At 66.1% G+C, this 25731-nt stretch carries 26 protein-coding genes and 2 pseudogenes; 18 read left to right on the forward strand and 10 right to left on the reverse strand.

All coding sequences use genetic code 11. The features are described 5' to 3' along the window. The first annotated feature begins 96 nt into the window (after positions 1-96). From AC07UK_RS06675 to AC07UK_RS06690, 4 genes are read left to right on the forward strand one after another with little or no spacing between them, the layout of a single operon-like run. The gene (locus AC07UK_RS06675; RefSeq protein WP_494686009.1) at positions 97-528 is read left to right on the forward strand and encodes a type IV pilin protein; all 432 of its coding nucleotides are present in this window, start codon (positions 97-99) and stop codon (positions 526-528) included. 7 nt (positions 529-535) lie between these two features. Next, positions 536-1084: a GspH/FimT family pseudopilin gene (locus AC07UK_RS06680; RefSeq protein WP_436222374.1), complete on the forward strand. Its 549-nt coding sequence runs from the start codon at positions 536-538 to the stop codon at positions 1082-1084. Between the two features lie 52 nt (positions 1085-1136). Continuing rightward, positions 1137-2252 (forward strand): bifunctional diaminohydroxyphosphoribosylaminopyrimidine deaminase/5-amino-6-(5-phosphoribosylamino)uracil reductase RibD, encoded by a 1116-nt coding sequence (ribD, locus tag AC07UK_RS06685; RefSeq protein WP_494685998.1) that lies wholly within the window; start codon positions 1137-1139, stop codon positions 2250-2252. A gap of 60 nt (positions 2253-2312) precedes the next feature. Beyond that, positions 2313-2933, forward strand: a complete 621-nt coding sequence (locus AC07UK_RS06690; protein WP_035821100.1) for a riboflavin synthase — start codon at positions 2313-2315, stop codon at positions 2931-2933. Positions 2934-2942: 9 nt separating this feature from the next. On the opposite strand, the gene AC07UK_RS06695 is transcribed toward AC07UK_RS06690, so the two are convergent. Continuing rightward, complete coding sequence (locus AC07UK_RS06695; RefSeq protein ID WP_114131902.1) at positions 2943-3185, reverse strand: hypothetical protein; 243 nt, start codon at positions 3183-3185, stop codon at positions 2943-2945. Between the two features lie 467 nt (positions 3186-3652). On the opposite strand from AC07UK_RS06695, the gene AC07UK_RS06700 reads away from it, so the two are divergent. The 7 genes from AC07UK_RS06700 to AC07UK_RS06730 all read left to right on the forward strand — a co-directional run bounded on the left by AC07UK_RS06700 (position 3653) and on the right by AC07UK_RS06730 (position 8615). Next, positions 3653-3949, forward strand: a complete 297-nt coding sequence (locus tag AC07UK_RS06700; protein WP_035821104.1) for a hypothetical protein — start codon at positions 3653-3655, stop codon at positions 3947-3949. A 19-nt stretch (positions 3950-3968) separates the two neighbouring features. Beyond that, the gene (locus AC07UK_RS06705) at positions 3969-4556 is read left to right on the forward strand and encodes a hypothetical protein (RefSeq protein WP_494685999.1); all 588 of its coding nucleotides are present in this window, start codon (positions 3969-3971) and stop codon (positions 4554-4556) included. Next, positions 4553-4798, forward strand: coding sequence for a hypothetical protein (locus AC07UK_RS06710; RefSeq protein ID WP_494686000.1), 246 nt, complete (start codon positions 4553-4555; stop codon positions 4796-4798). The genes AC07UK_RS06705 and AC07UK_RS06710 overlap by 4 nt, the downstream gene beginning before the upstream one ends. 295 nt (positions 4799-5093) lie before the next feature. Then, a complete protein-coding gene (gene ribBA / locus AC07UK_RS06715) occupies positions 5094-6203 on the forward strand; it encodes a bifunctional 3,4-dihydroxy-2-butanone-4-phosphate synthase/GTP cyclohydrolase II (RefSeq protein WP_114131904.1) in 1110 nt (369 codons plus the stop codon). Between the two features lie 72 nt (positions 6204-6275). Further along, positions 6276-6776, forward strand: coding sequence for a 6,7-dimethyl-8-ribityllumazine synthase (gene ribH / locus AC07UK_RS06720; protein WP_013957645.1), 501 nt, complete (start codon positions 6276-6278; stop codon positions 6774-6776). Further along, positions 6769-7287 carry a transcription antitermination factor NusB gene (gene nusB, locus AC07UK_RS06725; protein WP_494686001.1) on the forward strand — a complete coding sequence of 173 codons (519 nt, stop codon included), beginning with the start codon at positions 6769-6771 and terminating at the stop codon, positions 7285-7287. The genes ribH and nusB overlap by 8 nt, the downstream gene beginning before the upstream one ends. Positions 7288-7433: 146 nt before the next feature. Further along, a complete protein-coding gene (locus AC07UK_RS06730) occupies positions 7434-8615 on the forward strand; it encodes a pyridoxal phosphate-dependent aminotransferase (protein WP_436222380.1) in 1182 nt (393 codons plus the stop codon). An 80-nt stretch (positions 8616-8695) separates the two neighbouring features. Here AC07UK_RS06730 and AC07UK_RS06735 read toward each other — a convergent pair whose 3' ends face one another. Then, complete coding sequence (locus AC07UK_RS06735) at positions 8696-9754, reverse strand: lytic transglycosylase domain-containing protein (RefSeq protein WP_013957648.1); 1059 nt, start codon at positions 9752-9754, stop codon at positions 8696-8698. Between the two features lie 651 nt (positions 9755-10405). On the opposite strand from AC07UK_RS06735, the gene ubiD reads away from it, so the two are divergent. Together ubiD and AC07UK_RS06745 are read left to right on the forward strand one after the other, a co-directional pair. Beyond that, positions 10406-11935, forward strand: a complete 1530-nt coding sequence (gene ubiD / locus AC07UK_RS06740) for a 4-hydroxy-3-polyprenylbenzoate decarboxylase (protein ID WP_436222385.1) — start codon at positions 10406-10408, stop codon at positions 11933-11935. Positions 11936-12078: 143 nt separating this feature from the next. After that, positions 12079-14103, forward strand: a complete 2025-nt coding sequence (locus tag AC07UK_RS06745; protein WP_494686002.1) for an acetoacetate--CoA ligase — start codon at positions 12079-12081, stop codon at positions 14101-14103. 33 nt (positions 14104-14136) lie between these two features. On the opposite strand, the gene AC07UK_RS06750 is transcribed toward AC07UK_RS06745, so the two are convergent. Further along, positions 14137-14790 carry a glutathione S-transferase family protein gene (locus tag AC07UK_RS06750; RefSeq protein WP_114131910.1) on the reverse strand — a complete coding sequence of 218 codons (654 nt, stop codon included), beginning with the start codon at positions 14788-14790 and terminating at the stop codon, positions 14137-14139. Positions 14791-15082: 292 nt separating this feature from the next. Here AC07UK_RS06750 and AC07UK_RS06755 point away from each other — a divergent pair, with 292 nt between their 5' ends. Beyond that, positions 15083-16297: a polyhydroxyalkanoate depolymerase gene (locus tag AC07UK_RS06755; RefSeq protein ID WP_494686003.1), complete on the forward strand. Its 1215-nt coding sequence runs from the start codon at positions 15083-15085 to the stop codon at positions 16295-16297. Between the two features lie 79 nt (positions 16298-16376). Beyond that, the gene (locus AC07UK_RS06760; protein ID WP_494686004.1) at positions 16377-17279 is read left to right on the forward strand and encodes an aldose epimerase family protein; all 903 of its coding nucleotides are present in this window, start codon (positions 16377-16379) and stop codon (positions 17277-17279) included. Positions 17280-17294: 15 nt separating this feature from the next. Here AC07UK_RS06760 and AC07UK_RS06765 read toward each other — a convergent pair whose 3' ends face one another. The 5 genes and pseudogenes from AC07UK_RS06765 to AC07UK_RS06785 all read right to left on the reverse strand — a co-directional run bounded on the left by AC07UK_RS06765 (position 17295) and on the right by AC07UK_RS06785 (position 20856). Then, positions 17295-17672 carry a DUF5594 family protein gene (locus tag AC07UK_RS06765; RefSeq protein ID WP_494686005.1) on the reverse strand — a complete coding sequence of 126 codons (378 nt, stop codon included), beginning with the start codon at positions 17670-17672 and terminating at the stop codon, positions 17295-17297. Between the two features lie 145 nt (positions 17673-17817). Next, positions 17818-17946 (reverse strand): annotated as a pseudogene (locus AC07UK_RS06770) (DUF3158 family protein); the annotation flags it as partial. Between the two features lie 208 nt (positions 17947-18154). Beyond that, positions 18155-18847 carry a helix-turn-helix domain-containing protein gene (locus AC07UK_RS06775; protein ID WP_494693865.1) on the reverse strand — a complete coding sequence of 231 codons (693 nt, stop codon included), beginning with the start codon at positions 18845-18847 and terminating at the stop codon, positions 18155-18157. Between the two features lie 15 nt (positions 18848-18862). Then, positions 18863-20209, reverse strand: coding sequence for an MFS transporter (locus AC07UK_RS06780; RefSeq protein ID WP_436220510.1), 1347 nt, complete (start codon positions 20207-20209; stop codon positions 18863-18865). 296 nt (positions 20210-20505) lie between these two features. Further along, positions 20506-20856 carry a DUF2958 domain-containing protein gene (locus AC07UK_RS06785; protein WP_494688278.1) on the reverse strand — a complete coding sequence of 117 codons (351 nt, stop codon included), beginning with the start codon at positions 20854-20856 and terminating at the stop codon, positions 20506-20508. Positions 20857-21217: 361 nt separating this feature from the next. Here AC07UK_RS06785 and AC07UK_RS06790 point away from each other — a divergent pair, with 361 nt between their 5' ends. Then, on the forward strand, positions 21218-21625 hold the full coding sequence (locus AC07UK_RS06790) for a transcriptional regulator (RefSeq protein ID WP_494688277.1): 408 nt from the start codon (positions 21218-21220) through the stop codon (positions 21623-21625). 56 nt (positions 21626-21681) lie between these two features. Here the strand turns inward: AC07UK_RS06790 and AC07UK_RS06795 are convergent. Further along, positions 21682-21927: pseudogene (locus tag AC07UK_RS06795) on the reverse strand (DUF2958 domain-containing protein); the annotation flags it as partial. Positions 21928-22360: 433 nt separating this feature from the next. Here AC07UK_RS06795 and AC07UK_RS06800 point away from each other — a divergent pair. Beyond that, entirely contained in the window at positions 22361-22786 is a 426-nt protein-coding gene (locus AC07UK_RS06800) for a helix-turn-helix domain-containing protein (protein ID WP_494688276.1), read from the forward strand. Positions 22787-22979: 193 nt separating this feature from the next. Here the strand turns inward: AC07UK_RS06800 and mobH are convergent, their stop codons facing one another. Then, positions 22980-24824 carry a MobH family relaxase gene (gene mobH / locus AC07UK_RS06805; RefSeq protein WP_494688275.1) on the reverse strand — a complete coding sequence of 615 codons (1845 nt, stop codon included), beginning with the start codon at positions 24822-24824 and terminating at the stop codon, positions 22980-22982. Positions 24825-25359: 535 nt separating this feature from the next. Between mobH and AC07UK_RS06810 the strand changes: the two genes are divergently transcribed. Further along, complete coding sequence (locus AC07UK_RS06810; RefSeq protein ID WP_494688274.1) at positions 25360-25719, forward strand: DUF3742 family protein; 360 nt, start codon at positions 25360-25362, stop codon at positions 25717-25719. Positions 25720-25731 lie beyond the last annotated feature (12 nt).

Raw genomic sequence — 25731 nt, forward strand, 5'->3', positions numbered from 1 at the left:
GTGACCGCCCATAAGGCGCCGACCCGTTGCCAACACCCGGCACCGCCGCCGGCGATCTGGCGCCGGCGCCGCCGTCGCAGGCCGGCCACCGGGACACTGCGGCATGGCCAACAGGCTGGCCTGTGCCGGCCTGCGCTGGCCGTCCTCGCCATCCTTGCGGCCATCGCCGTGCCCGCGTGGCACGACCACCTGTTGCGGGGATGGCGGGCGCAGGCGCGTACCGCGCTGACCGAGGGAATGCTGCAACTGGAGCGCCATGCCGTCGGCGCCATGACGTTTGCCGCCGAACCCGGTGGCGAAGTGGCCGCCGGGGAATGGCCACTTCCCGTACCGGCCACCGGCACCGTGCGTCATACCGTGACAGCCGCGGCATGCCCGCAGGCCGGCCTGGATTCCTGTGTTGAATTGCGTGCCGTTCCGCAGCGGCCCGACCCGGAGTGCGGCGTGCTGATCCTGCGCAGCACCGGACAGTGGCTGGCGCTGCCCGAAGGTGAAGCCGTGCAGCGACCGCTTCCGTCCCATTGCTGAAGGCGCGATGACCCGCCACGCACTCCGCCGCCACCATGGCCTGACCCTGGCCGAGCTGCTCGCCGGCCTGGCCATCCTGGCACTGCTGGCGGCGGCATCCTATCCGGTGTTCAGCGGCCTGCTCGCCCGGCAACAGGTCACACTGGCGGCCGACCGGCTGGCGGCGTCGCTGGCGCTGGCGCGGGCCACCGCACTGGCGCGCCGCCTCGATGTGACGCTGCAGCCGCTGCCGGGCGAGGCGACGCTGGGTCCCGGCTGGCAACTGGTCACCGCAGACGGCGACCCGGAGCGCCGCGCGGTGCTGTCCGTGGTCGAACCGGGCATGCCCTGCCTGTGGGTGACGCTGCGCCAGACCGGCCGAGGCACGAATGTGCTGAAATTCCTGCCTGTGGGATACTCTCGATCTGAGCAGGGCGGTTTCCAGGCCGCCACTTTCACGCTCGGCTGCCGTGGCGAGCAGCGGCAAGTCAGGCTGGGCGCGCAGGGACGTATCCGACTCTGCACACCCGGCCGCGACGCTGACTGCGATGCGACGGAGTCCTCCGGACCACCATAACCCGGCAGCCCTGTATTCCAGATCGCTGCGCCAAGGCAAACGCAACCGCCGAATGTTTTCCGATACCGACCACGCCGCCATGCAACAGGCCCTTGCGCTCGCCGCGCGGGGCATGTTCAACACCACGCCCAACCCGCGCGTCGGCTGCGTGCTCGTCAAGGATGGCCAGGTCATCGGCCAGGGGTTCACCCAGCCGGCCGGGCAGGACCATGCCGAGATCCAGGCGATGAAGGACGCGCTGGCGCGCGGGCTGGACCCGGCCGGCGCCACCGCCTATGTCACGCTGGAGCCGTGCAGCCATTTCGGGCGCACGCCGCCGTGCGCCGATGCGCTGGTGCGCGCGGGCGTGGCGCGCGTGGTGGCGGCCATGGAAGACCCCAACCCATCGGTGTCCGGGCGCGGCCTGCAGCGGTTGCGCGAGGCCGGCGTCGACGTGCGCTGCGGCCTGCTGGAAAAGGAAGCGCGCGACCTGAATATCGGCTTTGTCTCGCGCATGACGCGCGGGCTGCCGTGGGTGCGCGTCAAGGTGGCGGCATCGATGGACGGCGGCACGGCGCTGCATGACGGCACCAGCCAGTGGATCACCGGCCAGGCCGCGCGCGACGACGGCCATGCCTGGCGCGCACGTGCGTGCGCGATCCTGACCGGTATCGGCACCGTGCGCGACGACAACCCCGCGCTGACGGTGCGGGCCATCGCCACGCCGCGCCAGCCGCAGCGGGTGCTGGTCGATTCGCGGCTGGAGGTCCCGCTGGACGCGCAGATCCTGACGCCGGACACCGGCGAGTTCGCCAAGCCGGTGCTGGTGTTCTGCGCGGTGGGGGACCGGCAACGCCAGCGCGCACTGGAAGGCCGTGGCGCCGAAGTCGTGGTCCTGCCCAACCCGCACGGCAAGGTCGAGTTGCGCCGCATGCTGGAAGAACTCGGCCGGCGCGGCATCAATGAGCTGCACGTGGAGGCCGGCTTCAAGCTCAACGGTTCGCTGGTGCGCGAGCACTGCGCCGACGAGCTGCTGATCTACCTCGCACCCAAGCTGCTGGGCGATGCCCAGGGCATGTTCAACCTGCCGCCGCTGGCGCGCCTGCAGGACGCCGCGCAGTTCCGCTGGCATGAGATCCGGCAGATCGGCGACGACCTGCGGCTGATCGCCCGGCGCAACGACGCGTAGCGCGACACCCACCGGCACCGCGTATCCAGATTCCAAATACCCTAAGCAGAAGACACCACCATGTTTACAGGCATTGTCGCGGCAGTCGGCCGCATTGAATCCATTACCCCGCTGGGCGCCGCCGATGCCGGCGTGCGCTTGCGCATCGCCGCGGGCGGGCTGGACCTGTCGGACGTCATCATCGGCGACAGCATCGCCATCCAGGGTGCCTGCATGACCGTGATCGCCATGGCGCCCGACAGTTTCGACGTCGAAGTCTCGCGCGAGTCGCTGGACAAGACCGTGGGGCTGGAGAGCACCGGCCGTGTCAACCTGGAAAAGGCCCTGCGCCTGGCCGACCGCCTGGGCGGCCACCTGGTGTCCGGGCACGTCGACGGCCTGGGCGAAGTCGTGCACTTCGCGCCGGTGGGCGAATCGCATGAACTGCGCATCCGCGCCCCGCGCGAGCTGGCACGCTACCTGGCCTACAAGGGCTCGGTCGTGGTCAACGGCGTGTCGCTGACCGTCAACCGCGTCAATGACGAAGCCGACGGCTGCGTGTTCTCCATCAACCTGATCCCGCACACCGTGGAAGTCACCACGCTGCAGGAACTCAAGCCGGGCGCGCGCGTGAACCTGGAGATCGACCTGATCGCCCGCTATGTGGAGCGGATGCTGTCGACCGCGCAGGCCCCCGCGTAATCCCGCGGGCTACCTGCCCTCGTCGGGCACGTTATAGGCCTCGCGCAGCTTGTCGGTAAAGGGACGCAGCGCTTCCACACAGGCGCTGCTGTTGCCGCCCTCCATCGTGGACAGGCTCCAGTTGCAGCCGCCGGCGTCCGGCGCGTGCCAGACCACATCGCCAAAGCAGGCGCCCTCGCAAGCGGCGAACTTCGATTGCTCGGCGCGTACCAGGGCACGCAGTTCGGCCTTGTTCTTGATCTGCCTCGACATCTTTGTCTCCTTTGTTGTGCAAAGTCCGCGGGCGCGATCGGGCTGGCGCCCTGATTTGAGGTCCGAACCGCCGCCTGCCAGCGCGGCGGCATTCAGGGCGGGGCGTGCCCTTTTGTCCCGAGCATACGCTGACAACCCCCTCCTGTGGCAATTTGCTTGCGCCGTCGCCCCCCGGGGAAGGTGCGCCGCGCGGGGCGTGGCGGCTTTGTTGTAAGTCAGCTGGTTCCTGCAACGCCCTGGGCCTAGAATGGTTAGGCAGCGCTTGCAGTCCATGTATGCCCACAGGCGCTCGCCACTCGTTCCCGGGCCTCCCCCCTCGACAACGTCTAGCACTGGTGGCTGCTGAAGCCACTCACGGGGACCACCGGGACCTTCATGCACCCCTGCCCGCCGCGCCGCGCGCTCGTCCGCGAGCTGGCGCTCCTGCCGTTGCTTTCGATTGCCGGCCGGATTGCTGCCCGGCACCCATGAAGGAAACCACCGTGCCCGATCCCACCGCCAGAATCCTGTATCAGCGACTTCCGGCCACGCGCCTGCTGCGTGACCGGCACCCCACTGCGCCGATGCGCGCGCGCCTGGGCTTTGTGCGCCTGGCCGCGACCCACCTGCACCGTGCCGCCACGCTGCTGATCGACTGGGACCAGGCCGTGGGCGACGGATGGCCGCGGCTGCAGCCACCGTCCTCACCCCTGGCGAAGACATTCCGGCGCCCCGGCGCCCGGCGTTTCGCAGGCTTTCCGTGGTCCAGCGGCAAATGGACCTGACAACAAGCGAGGCATGACCATGCTCACCCTACTGTATTTCCGGCTGAACGACATTGCCGCGGCAAGGCGCGCGCACGCGCAGCTTGGCGAGCTGGCCGCGACGCCCGCACGCATCGACGGGCCATGGTTCTTCCAGCGCGACGACCAGCCGGCCGAAGGCCTGCCCGCGCCCCACGCGGCGCAGATCACCTATCGCAATGAAGTCGCGGCGGCCGGCCTGGTCGCGGGCGCGCTGCTGGTGGCCTGGATCGTGTTCCACTATGGCACGCCGGCCAACGCGGCCGCGGGCTTCATGGCCTACCTCGGCGGCATGGCGCTTGGCGCCGTGATCGGCCGGTGGCTGGGCAGCGTGATCGGTGCCGGGGTCATGCGCGCCGGCCTGAGGCGGCAGAAGCGGCAAATGGCGGCAGGCCAGCTGATGATGATTTGCGCGTGCGACCCGCACGCAAAGGGGCGGCTCTGCGAGATCGCCCAGGATGCCGGCGCCGCCGCCATCGACCCACAGGATAGCCGGCTGCACCTGCGCGGCTGGCTGACGGACCGCCACTGGCCCGCATGGCTTTCAGGCCATGGCCAGCGTGCTGTCCCACAAAGGAAACAAGCATGAGCGAAAGTTTTTTCTATAAGCATTGCCACGTCGTCGTGACACTGGCCGAGGTCACTTTCGGCAAGTGGGAATGGGCCTATGCGCTGGACGCGCATGCCAGGTTCACCAAACCCAACGCCGGCCTCCTCACGCGCGAGCTCGCGCTGGCTGACGCGACCCGCGCGGCCAGGGCGCGCATCGCCAGGACCTCGCGGCTGCGCACCGCGGGCCACGACGCCACACCGCTGGCCGTCGCCGCATAGGCCCCGGCCGAGCCCGACGCCGGCGCCCTGCCGGCAACGGGGCGGCCCATGCAGCACCGCTGTCCCCACCCGCTTCGGGCAGGCGCCGTACTTTCCGGTGCCGTCGTCTCCCGCATTGCCTGCCTTGGCGTACAATACCCGGCTTGACTGGGCAACCTGCCGGGCGTATATGGCCTGGCCGGCCCGGCCCGACGCCCCGCCTCAGTCCGGCCGCTTTCAACCGCGGCCATGGTTCCTGCCCCAGCTATTCGCCGGTTTTTCGCTCGATTCGCCCCAATTTGCCGTTCAGCACGCCATGAAAATCGCCCGTACCGAAGACATCATTGCCGACATCCGCGCCGGCCGCATGGTCATCCTCGTCGATGAGGAAGACCGCGAGAATGAAGGCGACCTGGTGCTGGCTGCCGATTTCGTCACACCGGAAGCGATCAATTTCATGGCCAAGCACGGCCGCGGGCTGATCTGCCTGACCCTGACCGCCGAGCGCTGCCGCCAGCTGGACCTGCACCCGATGGTCAGCCGCAACGGCACCCAGCACGGCACCAACTTCACCGTGTCGATCGAGGCCGCCGAGGGCGTGACCACCGGCATTTCCGCCGCCGACCGCGCCCGCACCGTGCAGGCCGCCGTCGCCCGCGACGCCAAGCCCACCGACCTGGTCCAGCCCGGCCATATCTTCCCGCTGACGGCCCAGCCCGGCGGCGTGCTGATCCGCGCCGGCCATACCGAGGCCGGCTGCGACCTGGGCGCGCTGGCAGGCCTGACGCCGGCGGCCGTGATCTGCGAGATCATGAAGGACGACGGCACCATGGCGCGCCTGCCGGACCTGATCGAGTTCGCGCAGGAACATGACCTGAAGATCGGCACCATTGCCGACCTGATCCACTACCGCAGCCGCACCGAGAGCATTATCGAGCGTGTGGGCGAGCGCGACATGCAGACCCCCTACGGCACCTTCCACAGCATCGCCTACCGCGACAAGCCCACCGGCCAGGCGCACCTGGCGCTGGTCAAGGGTTCGCCCGCGCCGGACCAGGAAACGCTGGTGCGCGTGCACGAGCCCTTCTCGGTGCTGGACCTGCTGGAAGTGAAGCGCACCACGCACTCGTGGAGCATCCCCGCCGCGCTTGAAGCCATCGCCGGCGCCGATAATGGCGTGGTGGTGCTGCTGAACTGCGGCGACTCGGCCGACCAGCTGTTCACGCAGTTCAGCGCGCTGGACGCGCCGCAGTCGCGCCCGCGCCGCAAGCCGGACCTGCGCACCTACGGCATGGGCGCGCAGATCCTGAAGGACGTCGGGGTGGGCAGGATGCGCGTGCTGGCGTCGCCGCAGCGCATGCCCAGCATGACCGGCTTCGACCTTGAAGTCACCGGCTACCAACCCATGACCGGCCAGGCCGACTGAGCCTGCGCCACCCGAACACCCCGGCAGCGCGCACCAGCGCCGTTGCCGCCCCGAAAACTGGAGAACTGAACAATGGATCACGGCTTCTACCCCAGCAACCTCGACGGTGAAGGCCTGCGTATCGGCATCGTGCAGGCCCGCTTCAACGAGCCGGTCTGCGCCGAGCTGCTCGAAGCCTGCGTGGCCGAGCTGGAAAAGCTCGGCGTCGAGGGCGAAGACACCCTGGTGGTAACCGTCCCCGGCGCGCTGGAAATCCCGCTGGCGCTGCAGAAGATGTGCGAGAGCGGCCAGTTCGACGCCCTGGTCGCCCTGGGCGCCGTGGTGCGCGGCGAGACCTATCACTTCGAGCTGGTCTCGAACGAGTCGGGCGCCGGCATCACCCGCGTCGGCCTGGACTTCAATGTGCCGATCGCCAATGGCATCCTGACCGTGGATACCGACGAGCAGGCCCACGCCCGCACCCGCGAGAAGGGCCGCGACTGCGCCCGCGCCGCGGTGGAGATGGCCAACCTGGTCGTCGCGCTCGATTCGCTGCGTGGCCAGGAAGATGAAGACGAGGACGACGATGAGTGATACGTCGAACACCCCCGACAACGACAGCGGCAAGGCAGCCAGCGGCAAGCCCGCCGCGGCCCGCACCGAGGCCAAGGCACCGCCCAAGAGCGCGCGCCGCCGCTCGCGCGAGCTGGCGCTGCAGGGCCTGTACCAGTGGCTGCTGAACCGCAACGACATCGGCGCGATCCAGGCCCACCTGCATGATGCGCAAGGCTTCAACAAGGCCGATCGCGAGCACTTCGACGCGCTGCTCAACGGCGCGGTGCGCGAAGAAGCCCGCCTGACCGCCGCGTTCGAGCCCTTCCTGGACCGCACCGTGAACGAGCTGTCGCCGGTGGAGCGTGCCGCCCTGCTGGTCGGCAGCTATGAGCTGGTGCACTGCCTCGACATCCCGTACAAGGTCGTGATCAACGAAGCCGTCGAGCTGACCAAGACCTTTGGCGGCGTCGAAGGCTACAAGTACGTGAACGGCGTGCTGGACAAGCTTGCCGCCCAGGTGCGCGCGGCCGAGGTCGCGGCGCGCCGCTGAGTTGCCAACCGAGCCGCCCGCGGGCCGGCCCACGCCATCACGGCTGGCTTGCGCCGGCAATGATGCAGACGACACCCGCCCCGGCGGGTGTTTTCATTCCTACCTACCCTCTTGCTGAACGGGCCCCAGGCCCGTCCCGGACCACCATGGACATGCAGCGCTTAGCCACCGCCTCCCGCCTCGCCAATATCGACGCCTTCCACGTGATGGAGCTGGCCAAGCAGGCCGCCGCGCTGGAACGCGCCGGCCGCCATATCGTGCACATGGGCATCGGCGAGCCGGACTTCACCGCCGCCGAGCCGGTGGTGCGCGCGGCCGAAGCCGCCATGCGCCGCGGCGTCACGCAGTACACCGGCGCGCTCGGCATCCAGCCGCTGCGCGAGGCCATCGCCGGCTATTACAAGACGGCCTACGGGCTGGATATCCCGGCCCGGCGCGTGATTGTCACGGCCGGCGCCTCGGGCGCGCTGCTGCTGGCGTGCGCGGTGCTGGTCGAGATCGGCGCCGAGGTGCTGATGCCCGACCCCAGCTACCCGTGCAACCGGCACTTCGTCGCCGCCTTCGACGGCGCCGCGCGCATGATCCCGAGCGGCCCGGCCGAGCGCTTCCAGCTGACCGCCGCGCAGGTCGAGGCCAACTGGGGCGAGCAAACGCGCGGCGTGCTGCTGGCATCGCCCTCCAACCCCACCGGCACCTCGATCCTGCCCGACGAACTCGCCCGCATCCTGCAGGCCGTGCGCGCGCGCAACGGCTTTGCCATCCTCGACGAGATCTACCAGGGCCTGTCCTATGACGCCCCGCCGGTGTCGGCACTGAGCCTGGACGAGAACGTGGTCACGGTGAACAGCTTCTCCAAGTACTTCAACATGACGGGCTGGCGCCTGGGCTGGCTGGTGGTGCCGGAGGCACTGGTGGAAGCCTTCGAGAAGGTCGCGCAGAACCTGTTCATCTGCGCGTCGGCCGTGGCGCAGTACGCCGCGCTGGCCTGCTTCACGCCCGAGGCCCTGGCGATCTACGACGAACGCAAGGCCGAGTTCCGTCGCCGCCGCGACCTGATCGTGCCAGCGCTGGAGTCCCTCGGCCTGCGCGTGCCGGTGCGCCCGGACGGCGCCTTCTATGTCTATGCCGACTGCCGCGGCGTCAACCACCCCGCCGCCGGCGATGCCGACCGGCTGACGCAGGCGATGCTGCACGATGCGGGCGTGGTCATGGTGCCGGGGCAGGATTTCGGCCCGCATACAGCTAAGGACTACATCCGGATCTCGTACGCGACCTCGCGCGAGAACATCGAGGAGGCGATGGCGCGCCTCGGCAGGCTGTTCCGCTGACCGGCCTCTCCCGCGGCTGAAGCAGGCAAAAGAAAAGCACCCCGCGGGGTGCTTTTCTGATTGGCGATACCGTTCCGCCCTCAGGCGTTGTGCGGACCGTTGTTCGCTTCCAGCTTCTCGCTCGGGGCCAGGTGCTCGGCCGGGGCCTTGACCTCGACCGGCTTTTCGGCGTTGGCGGGCGCGTTGCGCACGCCCAGCAGTTGGCGCAGGCGGGCGCGCTCGGCCAGCACCTTGGCGCCGTAGCCGCCATCGGTGGCCGTGGTGGCACCGACGTAGTACTTCAGGCCACCTTCGATCGAGCCAGCGCGGGCGATGCAGTCCTTGAGCACCAGCGCGCCGATCTTGATATTGGCGTACGGGTTCAGCGCCGCGGCAACGCCGCCGACGGCCTCGTACTTGTCCTGGTGGACCTTGGTCATGACCTGCATCAGGCCCTGCGCACCCACGCCGCTTTCGGCGTACGGGTTGAAGCTGGACTCGATCGCGATCACGCCCAGGATCAGCAGCGGGTCGATACCGACCTCGCGGCCGGTCAGGTAGGCCGCCTTCACCAGTTGCGCGGTGGCCTGGGCCGCCACGCGGTACTTGCGCGCGATGTAGTCGGCCACGGCCGCCTGCTCGCGGGCGGTGCCCAGCGTGCTGGTGCTGCGGGCATCCATCGCCACGCGCGTCACCGGGATCTGCGCGGCCAGGTGCGCGACCGACGGCACCTTGGCGGCAGCCGCCAGGCTCCATTCGTCCACGCCCGACACGGTCGGCAGGCCGCCCTTGCCAAAGGCAAGCTTGGCTGCAGCGACGTCCGCCGAATGCGGCGGCACGGCAGTGCTGGCCACGGCAGGCGCAGCCGACATGGCGGCGCCAACCAGCACCGCGGGTGCTTCGTCACCCGCCAGCAGCGCGGCCAGCGTGGTGCGCCATTCCTGGCTCAGCGACAGCGACACGGCCGAAACGACCGCGACCACGCCCAGGCTGTTCAGGGCGTACTTCAGCGTTGTGCGGCCACCGCGCAACGCGCGGCCCGCGACCGGATGCGCGAGACGGACCTGCAATGCCCGACTCACTCCGGGTACCGGCTGTCGGAGACGGACCTGCAAGGCCCGCCCGATGCCGGGAAGATGAAGGGTTTTCCAACCGCTCATGCTTACCTCCATCCGTTGCCCGCTTCGCGCGCCAGACTGCGGCACGCGCCCGATCTCAACGTACTCAAGTAAGGATGCCGCGCCGTCTAGCAGTGACGACCAAGCATCTGTTGGCAGGCGCTCCCCGTGCGCCCAACTGGAAACAGGCTACGCTCTGGGGGAGCGCACCCTGCCACGACTAAACTCACTCACTACGCTCCGGCAAGTCGCCGGAGGCGACCGGTCGGCCCGCTTGCATTCAGGCCTGACCATCGATCCTTGCTGGAGGGACTTTCTGGCACATTTTCTTAATGTGCACCCCTTGACACAGGGGGAAAATCCATGTTGCGACGCAACACTCCACGGAGCAAGACCGGATTGTAGGAACGGTGTTATATCTCGTCAAGAATAAAAACTTCGCTTTCTACTACTTATAGTTATTTGTAACAATGGTTGCCATGTCGGCATCGGATCACCCGATTGCCCGCAAACGCAGGCCTGGCCTTGGCTGGTCGTTCGGAAAAGTACGCTGTCAGCGACAAAAAACTTACAATTTGCGCGGCTTGGTCTTGATGATTTTTTTGCCGCGACGCCGGTGAATGTGTATCGTCACCGACTTGGACGCCGCCTTGCGGACGGTTTCCCCCGCCCCGCACCACAACAGAATTCACTATGCAATACAAAGACTTGCGCGATTTCATCGGCCAACTCGAAGGCATGGGCGAGCTGCGGCGCATCGCCCGGCCGGTCGCGCCCAACCTGGAAATGACCGAAGTCTGCGACCGGCTGCTGCGCGCTGGAGGCCCCGCGGTCCTTTTTGAGAAACCTTCCGGAGCCAGCACCGATGGAGGCATCTATAGCGTCCCTGTACTGGCCAATCTGTTCGGTACGACACACAGAGTCGCACTTGGCATGGGGGCCGAATCGATGGAAGACCTGCGCGACATCGGCCGGGTCTTGTCAGCACTGAAGGAACCGGAGCCGCCGCGCGGTTTGCGTGAGGCCGGCAAGCTGTTCACGCTGGCCAAATCTGTGTGGGATATGGCACCAAAGCGCGTCAGCAGCCCGGCCTGCCAGGAGGTGGTGTGGGAGGGCAACGACGTCGACCTGGCGCGCCTGCCGATCCAGACCTGCTGGCCCGGCGATGCCGCGCCGCTGATCACCTGGGGCCTGGTGGTGACCAAGGGCCCGCACAAGAAGCGCCAGAACCTGGGCATCTACCGCCAGCAGGTGATCGGCCGCAACCAGGTCATCATGCGCTGGCTGGCGCACCGCGGCGGCGCCCTCGACTTCCGCGAGCATGCGCTGGCCAATCCGGGCAAGCCGTTCCCGATCGCGGTGGCGCTGGGCGCCGACCCGGCCACCATCCTGGGCGCGGTGACGCCGGTGCCCGATACGCTGTCCGAGTACCAGTTCGCCGGCCTGCTGCGCGGCAGCCGCACGGCGCTGGCCGGCTGCCTCACGCCGACGCTGTCAGAACTGAGCGTGCCGGCCTCTGCCGAAATCGTGCTGGAAGGCCATATCCAGCCCGACCCGAACCACCCCTCCGGCTACCAGCATGCGCTGGAAGGCCCGTTCGGCGACCACACCGGCTATTACAACGAGCAGGACTGGTTCCCCGTGTTCACCATCGACCGCATCACCATGCGGCGCGACCCAATCTACCACTCCACCTACACCGGCAAGCCGCCCGACGAGCCCGCCGTGCTGGGCGTGGCGCTGAACGAGGTGTTCGTGCCGCTGCTGCAGAAGCAGTTCCCGGAGATCACCGACTTCTACCTGCCGCCCGAGGGCTGCAGCTACCGCATGGCACTGGTGCGCATGAAGAAGCAGTACGCCGGCCATGCCAAGCGCGTGATGTTCGGCGTGTGGAGCTTCCTGCGGCAGTTCATGTATACGAAGTTCATCGTGGTGGTCGATGACGATGTCGACGTGCGCGACTGGAAGGAAGTGATTTGGGCCATCACCACCCGGGTCGATCCCAGCCGGGACACGGTGCTGGTCGACAACACCCCGATCGACTACCTGGACTTCGCCTCGCCGGTGTCGGGCCTGGGTTCCAAGATGGGCATCGACGCCACCGACAAGTGGCCGGGCGAGACCACGCGGGAATGGGGCACGCCGATCTCCATGGACGCGGCCGTCAAGGCCAGGGTCGACACCATGTGGGAAACGCTGTTCGAGCGCCCCACCAACCGCTGATAAGCCGCTCTGATGAGCCGCTGACGGGCAACCGCGCCCGTCCCCCGTTATCATGTCGGGCTGATGCCGGGTGTCGCCACAGGCGCCCCGGAACGACCATCGCACCATCCCATGCCCGCGACAGACGGGCGCAAGGAGGAGACATGACGACCGCCGCCCCGCTCACCGAAGGCAACCTGATGTGGACGCCCTCGGCGGCGTTCCGCGACAGCAGCCAGATCGCCGCCTTCATGCACTGGCTGCGGGCCGAGCGCGGCCTGGCCTTTGACGACTACGACAGCCTCTGGCAGTGGTCGGTCACCGAGCTGGAAGCCTTCTGGGACGCCGTGCGCGCCTATTTCGACGTGCGCTTCGACACGCCCGCAACGCAGGCGCTGGACCGCCGCACCATGCCGGGCGCGCGCTGGTTCGAGGGTGCCACGCTGAACTACGTGCAGCAGGTATTCCGCCACGCCGGTACGGGCAGCGCCCGCCAGCGCGCCGCAATCCGCCATGCCGGCGAGGCGCAGCCGCTGGCAGATGTCAGCTGGGACACGCTGCAAGCGCAGGTGGCGTCTTTGGCGCATGCGCTGCGCCAGATGGGCGTGCAGCGCGGCGACCGCGTTGCCGGCTACCTGCCCAATATCCCCGCCACCATCGTCGCCTTCCTGGCCACGGCCAGCCTGGGCGCGGTCTGGTCGGGCTGCGCGCCGGACATGGGCCAGGTGGCGGTGATCGACCGCTTCCGCCAGATCGGGCCCAAGGTGCTGATCGCCGTCGACGGCTACCGCTATGGCGGCAAGGTCTACGACCGCGCCCCGGTGCTTGCCGACCTGGTCGCCGCCCTGCCCTCGCTGACCGACCTGGTGCTGGTGCCGCAGATCGGCAGCCCTGCGGCACCGCCTGCCGGCGTGCGCGCGCATGCCTGGCAGGAGGTGCTGGCGCACGACGTGCCGCTGACGATCGAGCCGGTGCCGTTCGACCATCCGCTCTGGATCGTCTATTCGTCCGGCACCACCGGCATGCCCAAGCCGATCGTGCATGGCCATGGCGGCATCGTCATCGAGCAGCTCAAGCTGATGGCCTTCCATAACAACCTGGGCCCGGACGATGTCTTCCACTGGTACAGCAGCAGCGGCTGGATCATGTGGAACGCGCAGGTGGCCGGGCTGCTGCTGGGCACCACCATCGCGCTCTACGACGGCAACCCGGCCTGGCCCGACGCGGGCGTGCTGTGGCGCTTTGTCGACGACGCCGGCGTGACGCTGTTCGGCGCCGGCGCGGCCTTCTTCACCAACTGCATGAAGGCCGGCATCGAACCGGCACGCATCGCCGACGTGTCGCGCCTGCGCGGGCTCGGCTCGACCGGCTCGCCGCTGCCGGTGGAGGCCTACGACTGGATCTACCGCCATGTGCGCGAAGACATCTGGCTGGTGCCGATGTCGGGCGGCACCGACTTTGCCGGCTCATTCGTCGCCGGCTGTCCGCTGCTGCCGGTCTATTCCGGCGAGATGCAGTGCCGCTGCCTGGGCGCCAAGGTGGAGGCCTTCGACGACAACGGCCAGCCGCTGCTTGACTCGGTGGGCGAACTGGTCTGCACCGAGCCGATGCCGTCGATGCCGCTCTACCTGTGGGGCGACGCCGACGGCAAGCGCTATCGCGACAGCTATTTCGACACCTATCCCGGCGTCTGGCGGCATGGCGACTGGATCAAGATCACCCCGCGCGGTGGCGCGGTGATCTACGGGCGCTCGGACGCCACCATCAACCGCCACGGCATCCGCATGGGCACCAGCGAGCTGTACCGCGTGGTGGAAGACCTGCCGGAAGTGCTCGACAGCATGGTGGTCGACCTGGAATACCTGGGCCGCGAATCCTATATGCCGCTCTTCGTGGTACTGCGCGAAGGCCTGGTGCTGGATGATGCGCTGCGCGACACCCTGCGCACGCGCATCCGCGAAGCGCTGTCCTCGCGCCACGTGCCCAACGAGATCGTGCAGGCACCCGGCGTGCCGCGCACGCTGTCGGGCAAGAAGATGGAAGTGCCGATCAAGAAGCTGCTGCTCGGCCATGCGCCCCAGGGCATCGCCAACCGCGACGCGATGGCCAACCCGGACACGCTCGACTGGTACTTCGACTACGCCGGGCGCTTCCTGAAGGCACGGCAGGCCGACTCCGCCACGGCGTAGGGCCGGCGGCCGCGGCGGTTGCCAGCGACGACATCAGAACTCCACATCCAGTTCGCTGATTTCGTCGGGTTCCCGGCGCGCCGCCGCGATCCACTCCTGCAGCTCCGGCATCGACAGGATCTGCTTGCAGTAGTCAACCGGCACGGGATCGAGCATGACACCATACGTGACAAAGCGCGTCACCACCGGCGCGTACATGGCGTCGGCCATGGTGCGCGTGCCGAACAGGTAGGGTCCGCCATAGCGCGTCAGGCATTCGGTCCAGATCGCCGTAATGCGATCGATGTCGGCCTGCGCACGCGACCACACCTTCATGCCGGGGAAATGTCCCTTCAGGTTCATCGGCAGCGCCGAACGCATCGCGGCGAACCCTGAATGCATCTCGCCGCAGATGGCGCGGCAGTGGGCACGCGCGGCACGGTCTTCCGGCAGCAGGCCGGCCTTGGGGTGGATTTCGTTCAGGTATTCGGCGATCGCCAGCGTGTCCCACACCGTCACGCCCTGGTGGTGCAAGCACGGGACCAGGATCGAGGGGGACAGCAGCAGGATCTCCGCGCGCGCCGCGGCGTCGTCCGGCGGCACCAGCACTTCCTCGAATTCCAGGCCGGCAAAGCGCGCCAGCAGCCAGCCGCGCAGCGACCACGAAGAATAGGTCTTGCTGCTGATTGTGAGTGTGGTCTTGCTCATCACGCCTCCTTTGCCGCGCCTCGGTGCCCGCCGGCGCGTTCGCGATATCGGTGTCGCATCCTGAGGCCAGCGCGCCGCGCACCCATGCGGTGCGCTCGTGCGGCACCAGTTTGATGCCGGCGGCCGGTTCGTGCCACGATGCGGCGCGATGCAGCTGCCGCAGGCGCAGCTTGCACAACTTGTGCACGCTCGTGCCCGCCTTTCGCGTGGCACCGCGCAAAGCGCGTGCCAAGTGCGAGCCGATGGCATATATATTGCGGCATACGGAAACCAGAATGACGGGGGCCGAGCCATGCTGTACCAGGCGTACCAGACCTACGCGGACATGATACTGCCGGCGTGCACGGTGGCGGAGCTCGCTGCCGCGACGCTGGCCGCGAGCCCCAGGCCAGGCGGTTTCGACGCCGCGCACCGCCTGCGCGCCGTCTGCGAGCTCATCGCGCTGGCGCGGCTCACGCACCACCGGCCGGCCTTCGGCATCGACAGCGCAACCGTCGGCGGACGGCCGGTGCAGGTCACCGAGGAGGTTGTCGTGCGCACGCCGTTCTGCTCGCTGCTGCACTTCCGCCGCCACGGCATCGTCGGCCAGCCGCGCGTGCTGCTGGTGGCGCCGATGTCCGGCCACTTCGCCACGCTGCTGCGCGGCACGGTCCAGACCATGCTGGCCGACCACGACGTCTATCTCACCGATTGGCACAACCCCCGCGACATTCCGTTGCTGGCCGGGCGCTTCGGCTTCGATGAATTCGTGCAGCACCTGATCGGCTTCCTGCAGACGCTGGGCGGCGGCACGCATCTGGTGGCGATTTGCCAGCCAACCGTGGCAGCGCTGGCGGCAGCCGCACTCATGGCCGAGGACGGGGACCCCGCCCAGCCGCCCAGCCTGACGCTGATGGCCGGCCCCATCGACGCGCGCGTCAACCCGACCAGGGTCAACGAGCTGGCCACCAGCCGGTCCCTCGACTGGTTCGAGCGCACGCTGATCGGCATGGTGCCGCTGCGCTTTGCCGGCGCGATGCGGCGGGTCTACCCGGGCCACGTGCAGCTGCTGGCCTTCATGAGCATGAACCTGGAGCGGCACGAACAGGCGCTGCGCGAACTCTACGCGCTGCGCGAGCGCGGCGAGCACGACAAGGCCGACGCCATCCGCGACTTCTACATCGAGTACTTCGCCACCATGGACCTGACGGCGGAGTTCTACCTGGAAACCGTCAGCCTGATCTTCCAGCGCTTCCTGCTGGCGCAGGGCCTGCTCGACGTGGGCGGGCGCCGTGTCTGTACGCGCGCCATCCACCGCACCGCGCTGCTCACTGTCGAGGGCGAGCGCGACGACATCTGCGCGATCGGCCAGACCGTGGCCGCGCAGGAGCTGTGCACCGACCTGCCGCCCTACCTGCGCATGCATCACGTGCAGACCGGCGTCGGGCACTATGGGGTATTCAACGGCAGGCGGTGGGAGACGCAGGTGTACCCGCTGGTGCGCAACACCATCTACACCAGCAGCTGAGACCGCTGCCACCAGCACACTGGCTTATCATGGCGGCTGCGCCGGGCGGCACGCGAACGGCGCGGCACCAACGATCAACATGCCATTGCTTCCGACACAAGACTTCCAGGGCCAGCCACTGGTCCGGGTCGGCGATGCCGACACGTTCCTGCTGCTCGCCCCGCAACACGGCGGCCGGCTGGTCCGCTGGGTGCACCGCGGACAGGACATCCTCTACTGGCCGGACGCCGCCGACTGGTCCCGCCCGGCCAAGGTCCGCGGCGGCAACCCGCTGCTGTTTCCGTTTATCGGCCGGCATTTTGCCGATGGCAATCCCGGGCAGTGGCGCGACGGACAAGGGACGGTGCACACGCTGGCGCAGCACGGCTTTGCGCGCGACCTGCCCTTCGACGTCAGCGCCGTCGACGCGCAAGCCGCGATCACGATGACGCTGCGCGACAGCGATGCAACGCGCGCCGGCTACCCCTTTGCATTCGTCTTCGACGCCATCTACCGCTTGCTGCCCGACGGCCTCGAAGTCACGCTGCGCACCACCAATACCGGCACGCAGCGCCTGCCCTGCTATCCCGGCCACCATTTCTATTTCGCGCTGCCGCACGCGCAACGTGCCGCAGCGTCGCTGGCATTGCCGGGCACGGACCGCATGCGCCAGCTGCCCGATGGCAGCCCCGGGCCCGCAGAGCCAGGCGAGACGACGTACCAGCTGGACGATCCACGCCTGCAGGACACGTTCCACGTCTTCCGCGACAGCCCGTCCGCCAAGCTGGCGATGCCGGACCGCCGCGTCACGTTCGAACTCGACCTCGCCGGCAGCGCGCCATGGCATGCCGTGACGACCTGGTCCGAGAACGAAACCTCTGACTTCTATTGCGTGGAACCGTGGGTGGGCCTGCCCGACGCGATCCACCACGGCCAGGGGCTGCGCTGGATCGAGCCCGGGCAAACGGAAAGCGCGGTATGCCGGCTGCGGGTGGCTGGCTGAGTCAGTGCACCAGGCTCAGTGCTCGAAATCCAGCCCGCCGATCAGGATCGCCGGGTCAGCCTGCGACAGCGAGCGGAAGTCGATCCCGCGCGGTTCCTGCCAGGCGCGCAGCTTGGCCGGCAACGCCGCCAGGTAACCGGCAAAGCGCGTATCGCCCCCTGCCGCGAACAGCCGTTGCACTTCCAGCCCGTCCCACGCCAGCGTGATATCCAGCGCAAAGGGGTGGCGCCGCAGGTCCGGCGGACCATCCCCCGTCATGCGCAGGCGCGGCGCCCGGCCGGGGGCTTCGGCGGGCAGGGTGTGGAGTTGCAAGCGCCGGTCATGCTGGCCAATCGCGGCGGCGATGCGCGGCAGGCATTCCGCTTCAAAGCGGGCGAAGAAATCGGTGGTCAAGGTCGGGGCGTCCTGACGTAGCGGGAGGGGGCGATGGCACGCACTGCCCGCGCCATCGTGCCAGCCACTATAACGCCAGCCGGCGTCAGGCTGGCCGGTACACCCAGAAGCCGGGTGAGTGGCTCCACATCGCCCTGGTAGCACTGGTGACCCAGGACTCCATACTCCCCTTACCTTTAAAAGGTTGTAAAAGGCCTTTTAGGTAGCCTGCGTGTTCCAGTCGCTGGAAGTCCGCCTGTTCCAGCGCCGTGAAGCGCGTCGGCTGGACGGGCATGGAAGGCCGCGTGTGCCAGCTATCCCCTGGGGATAGCACGGCAGTGTTCGGCCAGTTCATGGGGCTGTGGCCGCAGTACCTCTCGTGCTCAACCAAACGACCTGTTTGGCAGTGCGCGTCTCCCTTCTTCATCATGTGCCATGCCTAGGGCGATTCGCACGGTTGGGCTTAGAGCGGCGCTGGCAAGCGTGAATCTTCGCCCTTCAGGCTATAGACGGATATCAACGGAAGTTGGCGTCGCGAATAGCTTGGGTTCCTTGCCGAGCGGAAACCCGATCACGTACAGGACGTTAGCTGGCATTGGCCTGTCCGGGTCCGAGCTCCCCTTCAGCAGCACTTTGCGCTCGGCATAGCGTAGCGAAACGCCAAGGGTCTTGAGCACATCGATGTTGGCTTGCATCGTGTCAGCCGCCTCGCGCTTCTGCGCTTCGGTGTAGGCGTCCTGGCAATCCCGGTAGTTGCGGAAATATTCCATCAGTGCGGCGAAGCGTTTATCCGCTTCGCAGCCCATCTCGAAGGCCAGCTGCGACATGTCCATCGTGCTGGTCTGCGCCAACTCGGCCAACTGCTTACCCGTAGTCAGCGCAATCGCCGCGAAGGCGACGTGTTCGTGGTCGAACTGTTCCTGCGCAGCCTTGAGTTCGTCTTCCGGTGGAATCGCGAATGGCTTGTTGAGCGCGTCGATGTCCAGGAAATCGAACGCGCTGGCCAGCGCCCGGCAGGTGTCGGCGTCGGCCGGCCAGCCTTGCTCGACGCGCTGAACGGTTCGCACGTTGAGCCCGGCGATCACGGCCAACTGCTCCTGAGTCCATTGCCGGGCGTCGCGGAACACCTTGATGCAGACAGCCAGCTCGGCGGGGGTCAGCAGGCGTACTGGTGGCGTGTTTTCCGTCGCAGTCATGTCGTTGCTCCTTCGTTATCGACCGACCTGGCCAGCCGTGCTGGCCACGCCATTGCGCATGGCATGGCCGCGCCTGGCGAGGGGCCAGAATGCAAGCAAGAATCCGACAGCGGCCAGGACTGCCACATAGTGAGCAGGCGCCATGGTGTCGTGCTGCAGCCACAGCGTGAGAATCATCGGCGTGAGGCCGCCAAAGACTGCGTAAGACATGTTGTAGGCAAACGAGAGACCGGTGAACCGCACCGGTGCCGGAAAGGCGCGCACGCCGGCAATCGGCACGGTGGCGATGGTGCCGACGAACAGGCCCAGCAGCCCGTAATGCCAGAACAGCGCGGTAGGCGTGCCGGGCAGGCTGCCGTAGAAGAGGTAAGCGGTCATGAAGAGTCCGCCCCAGCCGATCAGCATGACGGTACGGGTGCCGATGCGGTCGCATGCCCAGCCGACGATTACGCAGCCGATGGTCAGCGTGAGGGTGGCGAACGCATTGGTCTCGAGCGCGAGCGCGGCGGGTATGTGGTGGATCTTCTGCAGGTAGGCCGGTGTATACAGCACCACCACGACGATGGAGGTCGAAAGTACCCAGGTCAGCAGTGCCACGAACAGACTGGCCGAGCGGTGATCGCGCAGCACGGTGCGGATCGGCAGTTCGCGCGCCAGATTGCTGCGGTCAGCCAACTCGCGGAACACGGGGGTCTCATGCAGAAACCGGCGCAGGTACACGGACACCAGTCCGAAGACGCCGCCCAGGAGGAAGGGAATGCGCCAGGCGAAATCGCTCACCTGTTCAGGCGTGTAGTGTCGATTGATGGCGACCGCAACGAGCGAACCCAGCAGGATGCCGCCAGTGATGCCAGAGGTCAGGGTCCCGATGCCGAAACCGTAATGCCGGCTCGGCACGTGTTCGCCGACAAACACCCAGGCACCAGGCATCTCGCCACCGATGGCCGCGCCCTGCAGCACCCGCATCGCCAGCAGCAGCAGCGGCGCCGCGACGCCGATGCTGGTGTAGGTGGGCAGCAGGCCGATCATCAGCGTGGGCGCTGCCATCAGCAAGATCGACAGCGTGAACATGCGCTTGCGGCCAAGCCGGTCACCAAAGTGGGCGATCACGATGCCGCCAAGCGGGCGTGCCAGGTAGCCCGCGGCGAAAATGCCGAACGTCTGCAGTTGTCGCAGCCAATCTGGCATGTTGGGCGGGAAGAATAGCGCGCCCAGCACCGTCACGAAGAAGACGTAGATGACGAAGTCATAGAATTCGAGCGTGCCGCCAAGGGCCGCCAGGGCCAAAGTCTTGTAGTCGCGAGCAGCCAGCGGGCGTGCCGGAGCGGGTAAGACGCCGCCCGGGACGCTCAGGGGATTCACATGCGGTTCCTGTTGTGGATTCACGGTCGGTCCTCGTCAGGTAGTGATCAATGGACTTCGGTCAGGGCTGGTCCTTTTGAGACCAAGACCCCATCGTTTGCGCGTGAGCGATGCCGATCAGGCATCGTCCGGTGCGCCACGCCTGCATGGAAATGCCCAGCTGGCGCGCGGACATCAAGTCGTGCGCACCGTCTTTCCATGCTGGTCTTTGTGTGGAATCGACGCCCCTGCTGCAACCAATGAGGCGCCGCAGGAGCATGTGGGTCCGGCCTACCAGAGTGGGCCAGCTGGTTCGGTCAGTCGGGAATCGAACCGTCGAGCTGCGCTAGCTGCGCATACGCCGATAGCGGTCGCGTTGGCCGGAAGTACAGGTCGCGAAGAATCGGCCTTTTGAGCGGCCCAACGATGGAGGCAAGCTCGGACAGCTTTACATGGCCCAGTTCTGGCATGCCGATACCCACGTCGCATAAACCGTAGGCGGTGTCACCATTGGCTGGGTCGAGCGCGGCCAGTAGCCAGACCGCATGCGCGTCAGGCGTAAACAGCCGCACCACAGGCAGCGGGTCGCTGGCGTGGCCGGTTGCGTACGCGTGGCCGTTTGCGAGCAGTTGCTCGCGTTGTTCCGCGGTGATGAGGTGTTGGATCATGGTCGTTGCCTCCTGGAGGGTTCACTGCAAGTCAGAGCTAGAGGATATTGGGCGCATTCCCAAAGCGCAGGCCGCCCAAGTTCCGCCCCGGTCAGGCGCGGGCCGGAGTTAAGGGTTTGCGGCGTGCGCAAATGTTGAGCACTTTCGCCGCAGCGTGAACCGCGGCGGCCGCGGACCGCACTGACACCCGCAGTCCGATAGCGTAGTCCTATGAAGTGCCCGCGCTGGGATGGAGTGGTCCACCGCACACAGATAAGGATTTCTAGAGTCTTATCCTGAACCAGCTAATTATAAACTAAAAACGATATTTTTAGCTCACATAGTTGATCACAAGAACGGCACGTCCACACAGAATGGCGAAATGCCCACCGATGCCGACAAGCAAGCCTTTTCTAATCGCCTGCGATTGGCGCTACGCCGCGCCGAGCAGGAGGTTTCCGGTCCCACAGAACTCGCGTTACAGTTCAATCTTCGCTACAGATCGGGCACGCCTGTCACGGCACAGACCACGCACAAGTGGTTGTCAGGAAGGGCGATTCCGACCTCAGACAAGATCGCAGTTTTGGCCGAATGGCTTCAGGTGACCGAGCATTGGTTGCACCATGGGCCGCCCCCAGTCACCAAAGGTCAAGAACCGCGAAAGGCCGAGAAGGTGGGCCCCGAGCTGCTAGCATTAGCCCACAAGATTCAGACCTTGACGCCTCACAGACGATATCTCATCGAGGAATTGGTAGAGCAGTTGCGCCAAGAAGCCCACTTAGGCGGCTAGCACAGGGTCCCGCCACGCAGCATTTGTCAATGGTGCAGAGAGCCATGGTTGGCTCTCACTATGGATGCCAGGTCGGACAGCTTCACATGGCCCAGTTCGGGCACGCCGGTACCCACGTCGCACAAGCCGTAGGCGGTGTCACCATCAGCCGGATCCGGCGCGGCCAGTAGCCAGGTCGCATGCGCGTACGGCGTAAACAGCCGCACCACAGGCAGCGGGTCGCCAGCGTGGCCGGCTGCGTACGCTTGGCCGTTTGCGAGCAGTTGCGCGCGTTGCTCCACGGTAATATGGGGTTGAATCATGGTCGTTGCCTCCTGAAAGGCCTCACTCCACTGTGGAGCGAGGAGAAACTGGGCGCACGCCCTTGGCGCGGACCGCCCCCCCCAACACGGGCCGGCGTGACGGCAAGCGGTTGCGCCGGCGTTAAGGACTTTTCTGCGGTGGGATGACGCAATGGCGGTCATTACCGGCACGAAACCCAAGAAACGCGGATGAGCTTGCCGGGGCCTCTCACGGGAGCGCCGGATCCACGCATCCCGTTGCGCGGACAACCAAGCTGTCAAAGGCAGCCTCCACTGCTGCTTGCCTCGGCGACAGCAATGTCGACCCCGCTCGATGTTCCCTTCAGTCCCCCGGCACCCATCGGTAGCGGCATCGGTACTCCACCTTATCCTAAGTCGAGCGAAGAATCAACCATTCTGGACTTATTTATTCCAGTTAGGATGTTCATCGCAAATGGAATACAAACCACCATTGTGTCCTATGTCTATTCGATCAACACCATTTGCCGAAGATGCACAGGACGCAGCCATTGCGGCCCGTGTTGGATCTGCTATTGCCGCGCAGCGACGTGCTCGCGGCCTGACTCAGGCGAAGCTGGCGGAGATGATCAACCTGGAACAGGAAGCAGTCAGCCGCTGGGAACGCGGCACTCGTGTTCCAACGCTATATCGCCTCCAGCAACTAAGCGATGCATTGGATTGCACGGTGGACGATCTATTGCGTCGGGGCTCAAGGCATATTGATGACCAGACTGCTGTGGTATCAGATGCCTTGAAGGACCTAGAGCCGGATGAAAGAGCGCTTGTGATCAGCTTCATTCGGCAGTTCACTGACCTCCTGCGATCCAAACATTCCTTACGTAGCCCACGCCGCAAGTGACGGCTCACTGCAAGACCATCATCAAGCATGTGTCCAGGAGTAAGGAATCGCACATATTGCCGGCTCCCTCGCGCTCGCTCAGGGGCGTCAAAGTCAGACGGAACGCCGATCAAAATTGAAATTACGTCCCCGCTTGCGTCGCAGCCCCTCCTTCAGCTCCATGGAAGATGCCCACTGCGCAACCTTATGCTGTTTAGGCTGGGACTACACGCGGTGACTCCTGCCCAGAACTGGCGGACGGGGATAGCGACAGGTAAGGGTTGTTCGGCGGCATATCGGAGAACAGGACTCGCGGGTCTTCCAACAGGTAGCCATGAAGTCTCCGCGACTTCCGCGGCCCCACCACGGTGCAGGTCCAGATATTCGCGCCGTCCTGCTGTTTGCGGTGCAAGTGCAGTTTCTCGAACCGTTTCTGCACCCATTGCCAATCGGGCACTCGATCTTGCTTGGCAAGGAAAGCGGTTTTGGGATGTTCTTGGGCATAGCGCTGGAACACACCGGGGCTGACTAGATAGGCGGTATCGGCGACCGTATGCACCAATGCCTTGGCGTCATTGATGATGAGCGTGCGTGCTTCGATGTGCCGGCGCAGCCAAGTAACAAAATGCTCGCCTGACGGCGTTTGCTCCCGCCCCGAAGTTAAGCCGGGTGCCAGGGAAACCGAGCCGATAGGCGCCCTCGACTCTGCGGACTCGACGGTCCGGTCTTCTATAACTGGTGGGTCGATTTCTGCGAGTGATAAGGTAGCTGCCGACGCTGCGCCGGGAGCGACTAGCAGATCCAACGCTTCGCCGCTATCGCCCGTTGGCTGGCTAGCTGACGAAGGCCGAGGCGCGGGCGAACCCGCAATGCTTGGCAGAGACGCGAGAGTCGCTGCCTCTCCCGCTTCCTGGACTACCGTCACCGTACCGGTGAACGATGGGGGCCGCTGATCTCCTTCCCAGATCAGCGAGGGTGCGAGGCGCAGAAGCGTAAAGGTATGGGACCAACCGACATCGCTTGTCACGGTACCTTTCCAGATCGCTTTGCCGTCCGGCGTGGGTAAGGCGATGCCGTGATCCTGCAGCACGTTGAACACGGCCGTGTTGCTCGCCGGAATCCCGTCGATGCCCTGCGACAATAGGTGTGCGCGCAGCTTGTCGGAAACGGTCTTGCTCACTAACCAGAGCGCATCCTGAGTCAACCAGCCATCGGAAGCCTGAGGCTGGTTCAACTTGAACTCCTCCTTGAGCAGATAACGCAGGCCCTCCAGCAGCTTGCGCTGCAACGCGTTGCGGGACACAGCCAGCGCCTTACTCGGATCACCGCCGAGCTCCTGAGCGACCGAGGCCTGATCGGCCTGAATCACCAGCTCGCCTAGCATGCCGGCGTGCTCGTTCTGACCCGCCAGGACATAAAGCAAGGCGGACCACAAGTCTGGATACCCACTCAGCCAGTCGAAGATGTCCGTATCGAGCAGGCGTGCGTACAGCAGCCCCGTTGCTGCTCCGTGAAGCCGGTACTCGCGATTCTTGGGGTAACGGAAGCGGTATGGCAGTCGAAGTGGGCCATGCCAGGGATGCCAGACAGTGCCGTCGCCATACTCGACCTGCAGATCCACAGCGACCTTGCCGACATCGTGCAGCAGTGCCGCGTAGGCCGTGCCCGCGGTCCAGGCTTCCGCTTGGGCAGCTTGAGCTTCCGGCGTCGAGCCAGCCGGGAGGAGATGGGCTTGTCGCAATTTCAGCGCGTAGGCGACGGTTTCCAGTCCGTGATCCAACATGCCGCCGGGGTAGGCATGGTGGTGGCTTTCCGAGGCCGGAAACTGTTGAACCAGTTCGGCGTAGCGTTCCAACGGCGCGAGGTACAACGCGGCGAACTGGTTGCGGGAGACGGAAGTGCGCTGCCAAATGTGCTCCAGCAACTTCTGGCGGCGCGGCGTTGCCAGCAGGGACGCGGCCGATTCCGGCCGCATCAGCCCTTTAGGAGGCTCCATAGTGGGTGTGGACGCAGTGTCGGTGTTTGGCGGCACTCTCCTGCGTAGGAACAACGAAAGCATGGCGAATTTCGGATGACGGACAGACCTTTGGACCTTTGGATATAGGGCAACGGCTCTTCTCAGGCCAAAGCCAATGCGGGCTTGGCCCAGGTCGGATTGAGGCCGGAAGGCTGGCTGTGCCAGACCCTGCGATGCTCATTCCTATTGGACAAATTGGTTAGTTGCTACCGCTGCTACATCAGGTTCAGAGGTTCAGATGCACCCGCGGAAGTCCGGGACCCAGCAGCTTCATATTCCCGGCGGAGGTCGTCAAGCCAGAGGGCGCTCAGGACGCGAACCTAAGCGACCCCACCAGCTCCGGAGCGGCTCACGTTGTTGGCGGCGAAGGCCGACTACCTGATCACAGGCGACAAGGATCTGCCGGCTCTGGCCAGCCAGTACCCCATCCTCACGCCTGCGGAATTTTTAGCACGTCACGGAGTCTGATTGGATCTTGCAGAGATCAGCGTCTCGGTTGCAGAACAGCACATGATTCGATCGAACTGCGGAGCAAGGTTCGAGACAACCGACAGTACAACAATCAGACAGTCACCACGTGAAAACCACTGCACAAGCCACTTTCGCGGAGCGCGTAGGCCGGACCCTGGCCCGGCTGTGCCGCGGTTGCATGCGGCTCGATCGGAGGGCAAGGAGTTGGCTTGTGGCACACGGATGGTCACACGACATCGCCAAGGCTGCCCTCATAGTTGTCAAGCTCGCTACCCTTGGCATGCTGCTGTATGCCGCGTTCTGGCTGACACTGCTGCTACTGTTTGCAGCCGGTGCAGCTTGGAATGCGCGCGCAGCCGATTGGGATGATGAGCAAGAGCCCGAATGGCGCTTGGGCGCAGATGGATTCGGGCTGTATCGAGGAGAAGTGCGGATTGATATCGGCGATCCGCACGACGACAGATGAGAGAGAAACCTT

Source organism: Cupriavidus sp. GW821-FHT07C08, from assembly GCF_059419025.1.

Bases quoted from the DNA above. Each gene is read 5' to 3' on its own strand.
- AC07UK_RS06695 (WP_114131902.1), bottom strand. From the start codon at position 3,185: ATGTCGAGGCAGATCAAGAACAAGGCCGAACTGCGTGCCCTGGTACGC.
- AC07UK_RS06790 (WP_494688277.1), top strand. From the start codon at position 21,218: ATGCCCACCGATGCCGACAAGCAAGCCTTTTCTAATCGCCTGCGATTG.
- AC07UK_RS06775 (WP_494693865.1), bottom strand. From the start codon at position 18,847: ATGACTGCGACGGAAAACACGCCACCAGTACGCCTGCTGACCCCCGCC.
- AC07UK_RS06760 (WP_494686004.1), top strand. From the start codon at position 16,377: ATGCCATTGCTTCCGACACAAGACTTCCAGGGCCAGCCACTGGTCCGG.
- AC07UK_RS06755 (WP_494686003.1), top strand. From the start codon at position 15,083: ATGCTGTACCAGGCGTACCAGACCTACGCGGACATGATACTGCCGGCG.
- AC07UK_RS06690 (WP_035821100.1), top strand. From the start codon at position 2,313: ATGTTTACAGGCATTGTCGCGGCAGTCGGCCGCATTGAATCCATTACC.
- AC07UK_RS06750 (WP_114131910.1), bottom strand. From the start codon at position 14,790: ATGAGCAAGACCACACTCACAATCAGCAGCAAGACCTATTCTTCGTGG.
- AC07UK_RS06800 (WP_494688276.1), top strand. From the start codon at position 22,361: ATGGAATACAAACCACCATTGTGTCCTATGTCTATTCGATCAACACCA.
- AC07UK_RS06705 (WP_494685999.1), top strand. From the start codon at position 3,969: ATGCTCACCCTACTGTATTTCCGGCTGAACGACATTGCCGCGGCAAGG.
- ribD (WP_494685998.1), top strand. From the start codon at position 1,137: ATGTTTTCCGATACCGACCACGCCGCCATGCAACAGGCCCTTGCGCTC.
- AC07UK_RS06680 (WP_436222374.1), top strand. From the start codon at position 536: ATGACCCGCCACGCACTCCGCCGCCACCATGGCCTGACCCTGGCCGAG.
- ribH (WP_013957645.1), top strand. From the start codon at position 6,276: ATGGATCACGGCTTCTACCCCAGCAACCTCGACGGTGAAGGCCTGCGT.
- AC07UK_RS06745 (WP_494686002.1), top strand. From the start codon at position 12,079: ATGACGACCGCCGCCCCGCTCACCGAAGGCAACCTGATGTGGACGCCC.
- nusB (WP_494686001.1), top strand. From the start codon at position 6,769: ATGAGTGATACGTCGAACACCCCCGACAACGACAGCGGCAAGGCAGCC.
- ribBA (WP_114131904.1), top strand. From the start codon at position 5,094: ATGAAAATCGCCCGTACCGAAGACATCATTGCCGACATCCGCGCCGGC.
- AC07UK_RS06730 (WP_436222380.1), top strand. From the start codon at position 7,434: ATGGACATGCAGCGCTTAGCCACCGCCTCCCGCCTCGCCAATATCGAC.
- mobH (WP_494688275.1), bottom strand. From the start codon at position 24,824: ATGCTTTCGTTGTTCCTACGCAGGAGAGTGCCGCCAAACACCGACACT.
- AC07UK_RS06735 (WP_013957648.1), bottom strand. From the start codon at position 9,754: ATGAGCGGTTGGAAAACCCTTCATCTTCCCGGCATCGGGCGGGCCTTG.
- ubiD (WP_436222385.1), top strand. From the start codon at position 10,406: ATGCAATACAAAGACTTGCGCGATTTCATCGGCCAACTCGAAGGCATG.
- AC07UK_RS06785 (WP_494688278.1), bottom strand. From the start codon at position 20,856: ATGATCCAACACCTCATCACCGCGGAACAACGCGAGCAACTGCTCGCA.
- AC07UK_RS06710 (WP_494686000.1), top strand. From the start codon at position 4,553: ATGAGCGAAAGTTTTTTCTATAAGCATTGCCACGTCGTCGTGACACTG.
- AC07UK_RS06700 (WP_035821104.1), top strand. From the start codon at position 3,653: ATGAAGGAAACCACCGTGCCCGATCCCACCGCCAGAATCCTGTATCAG.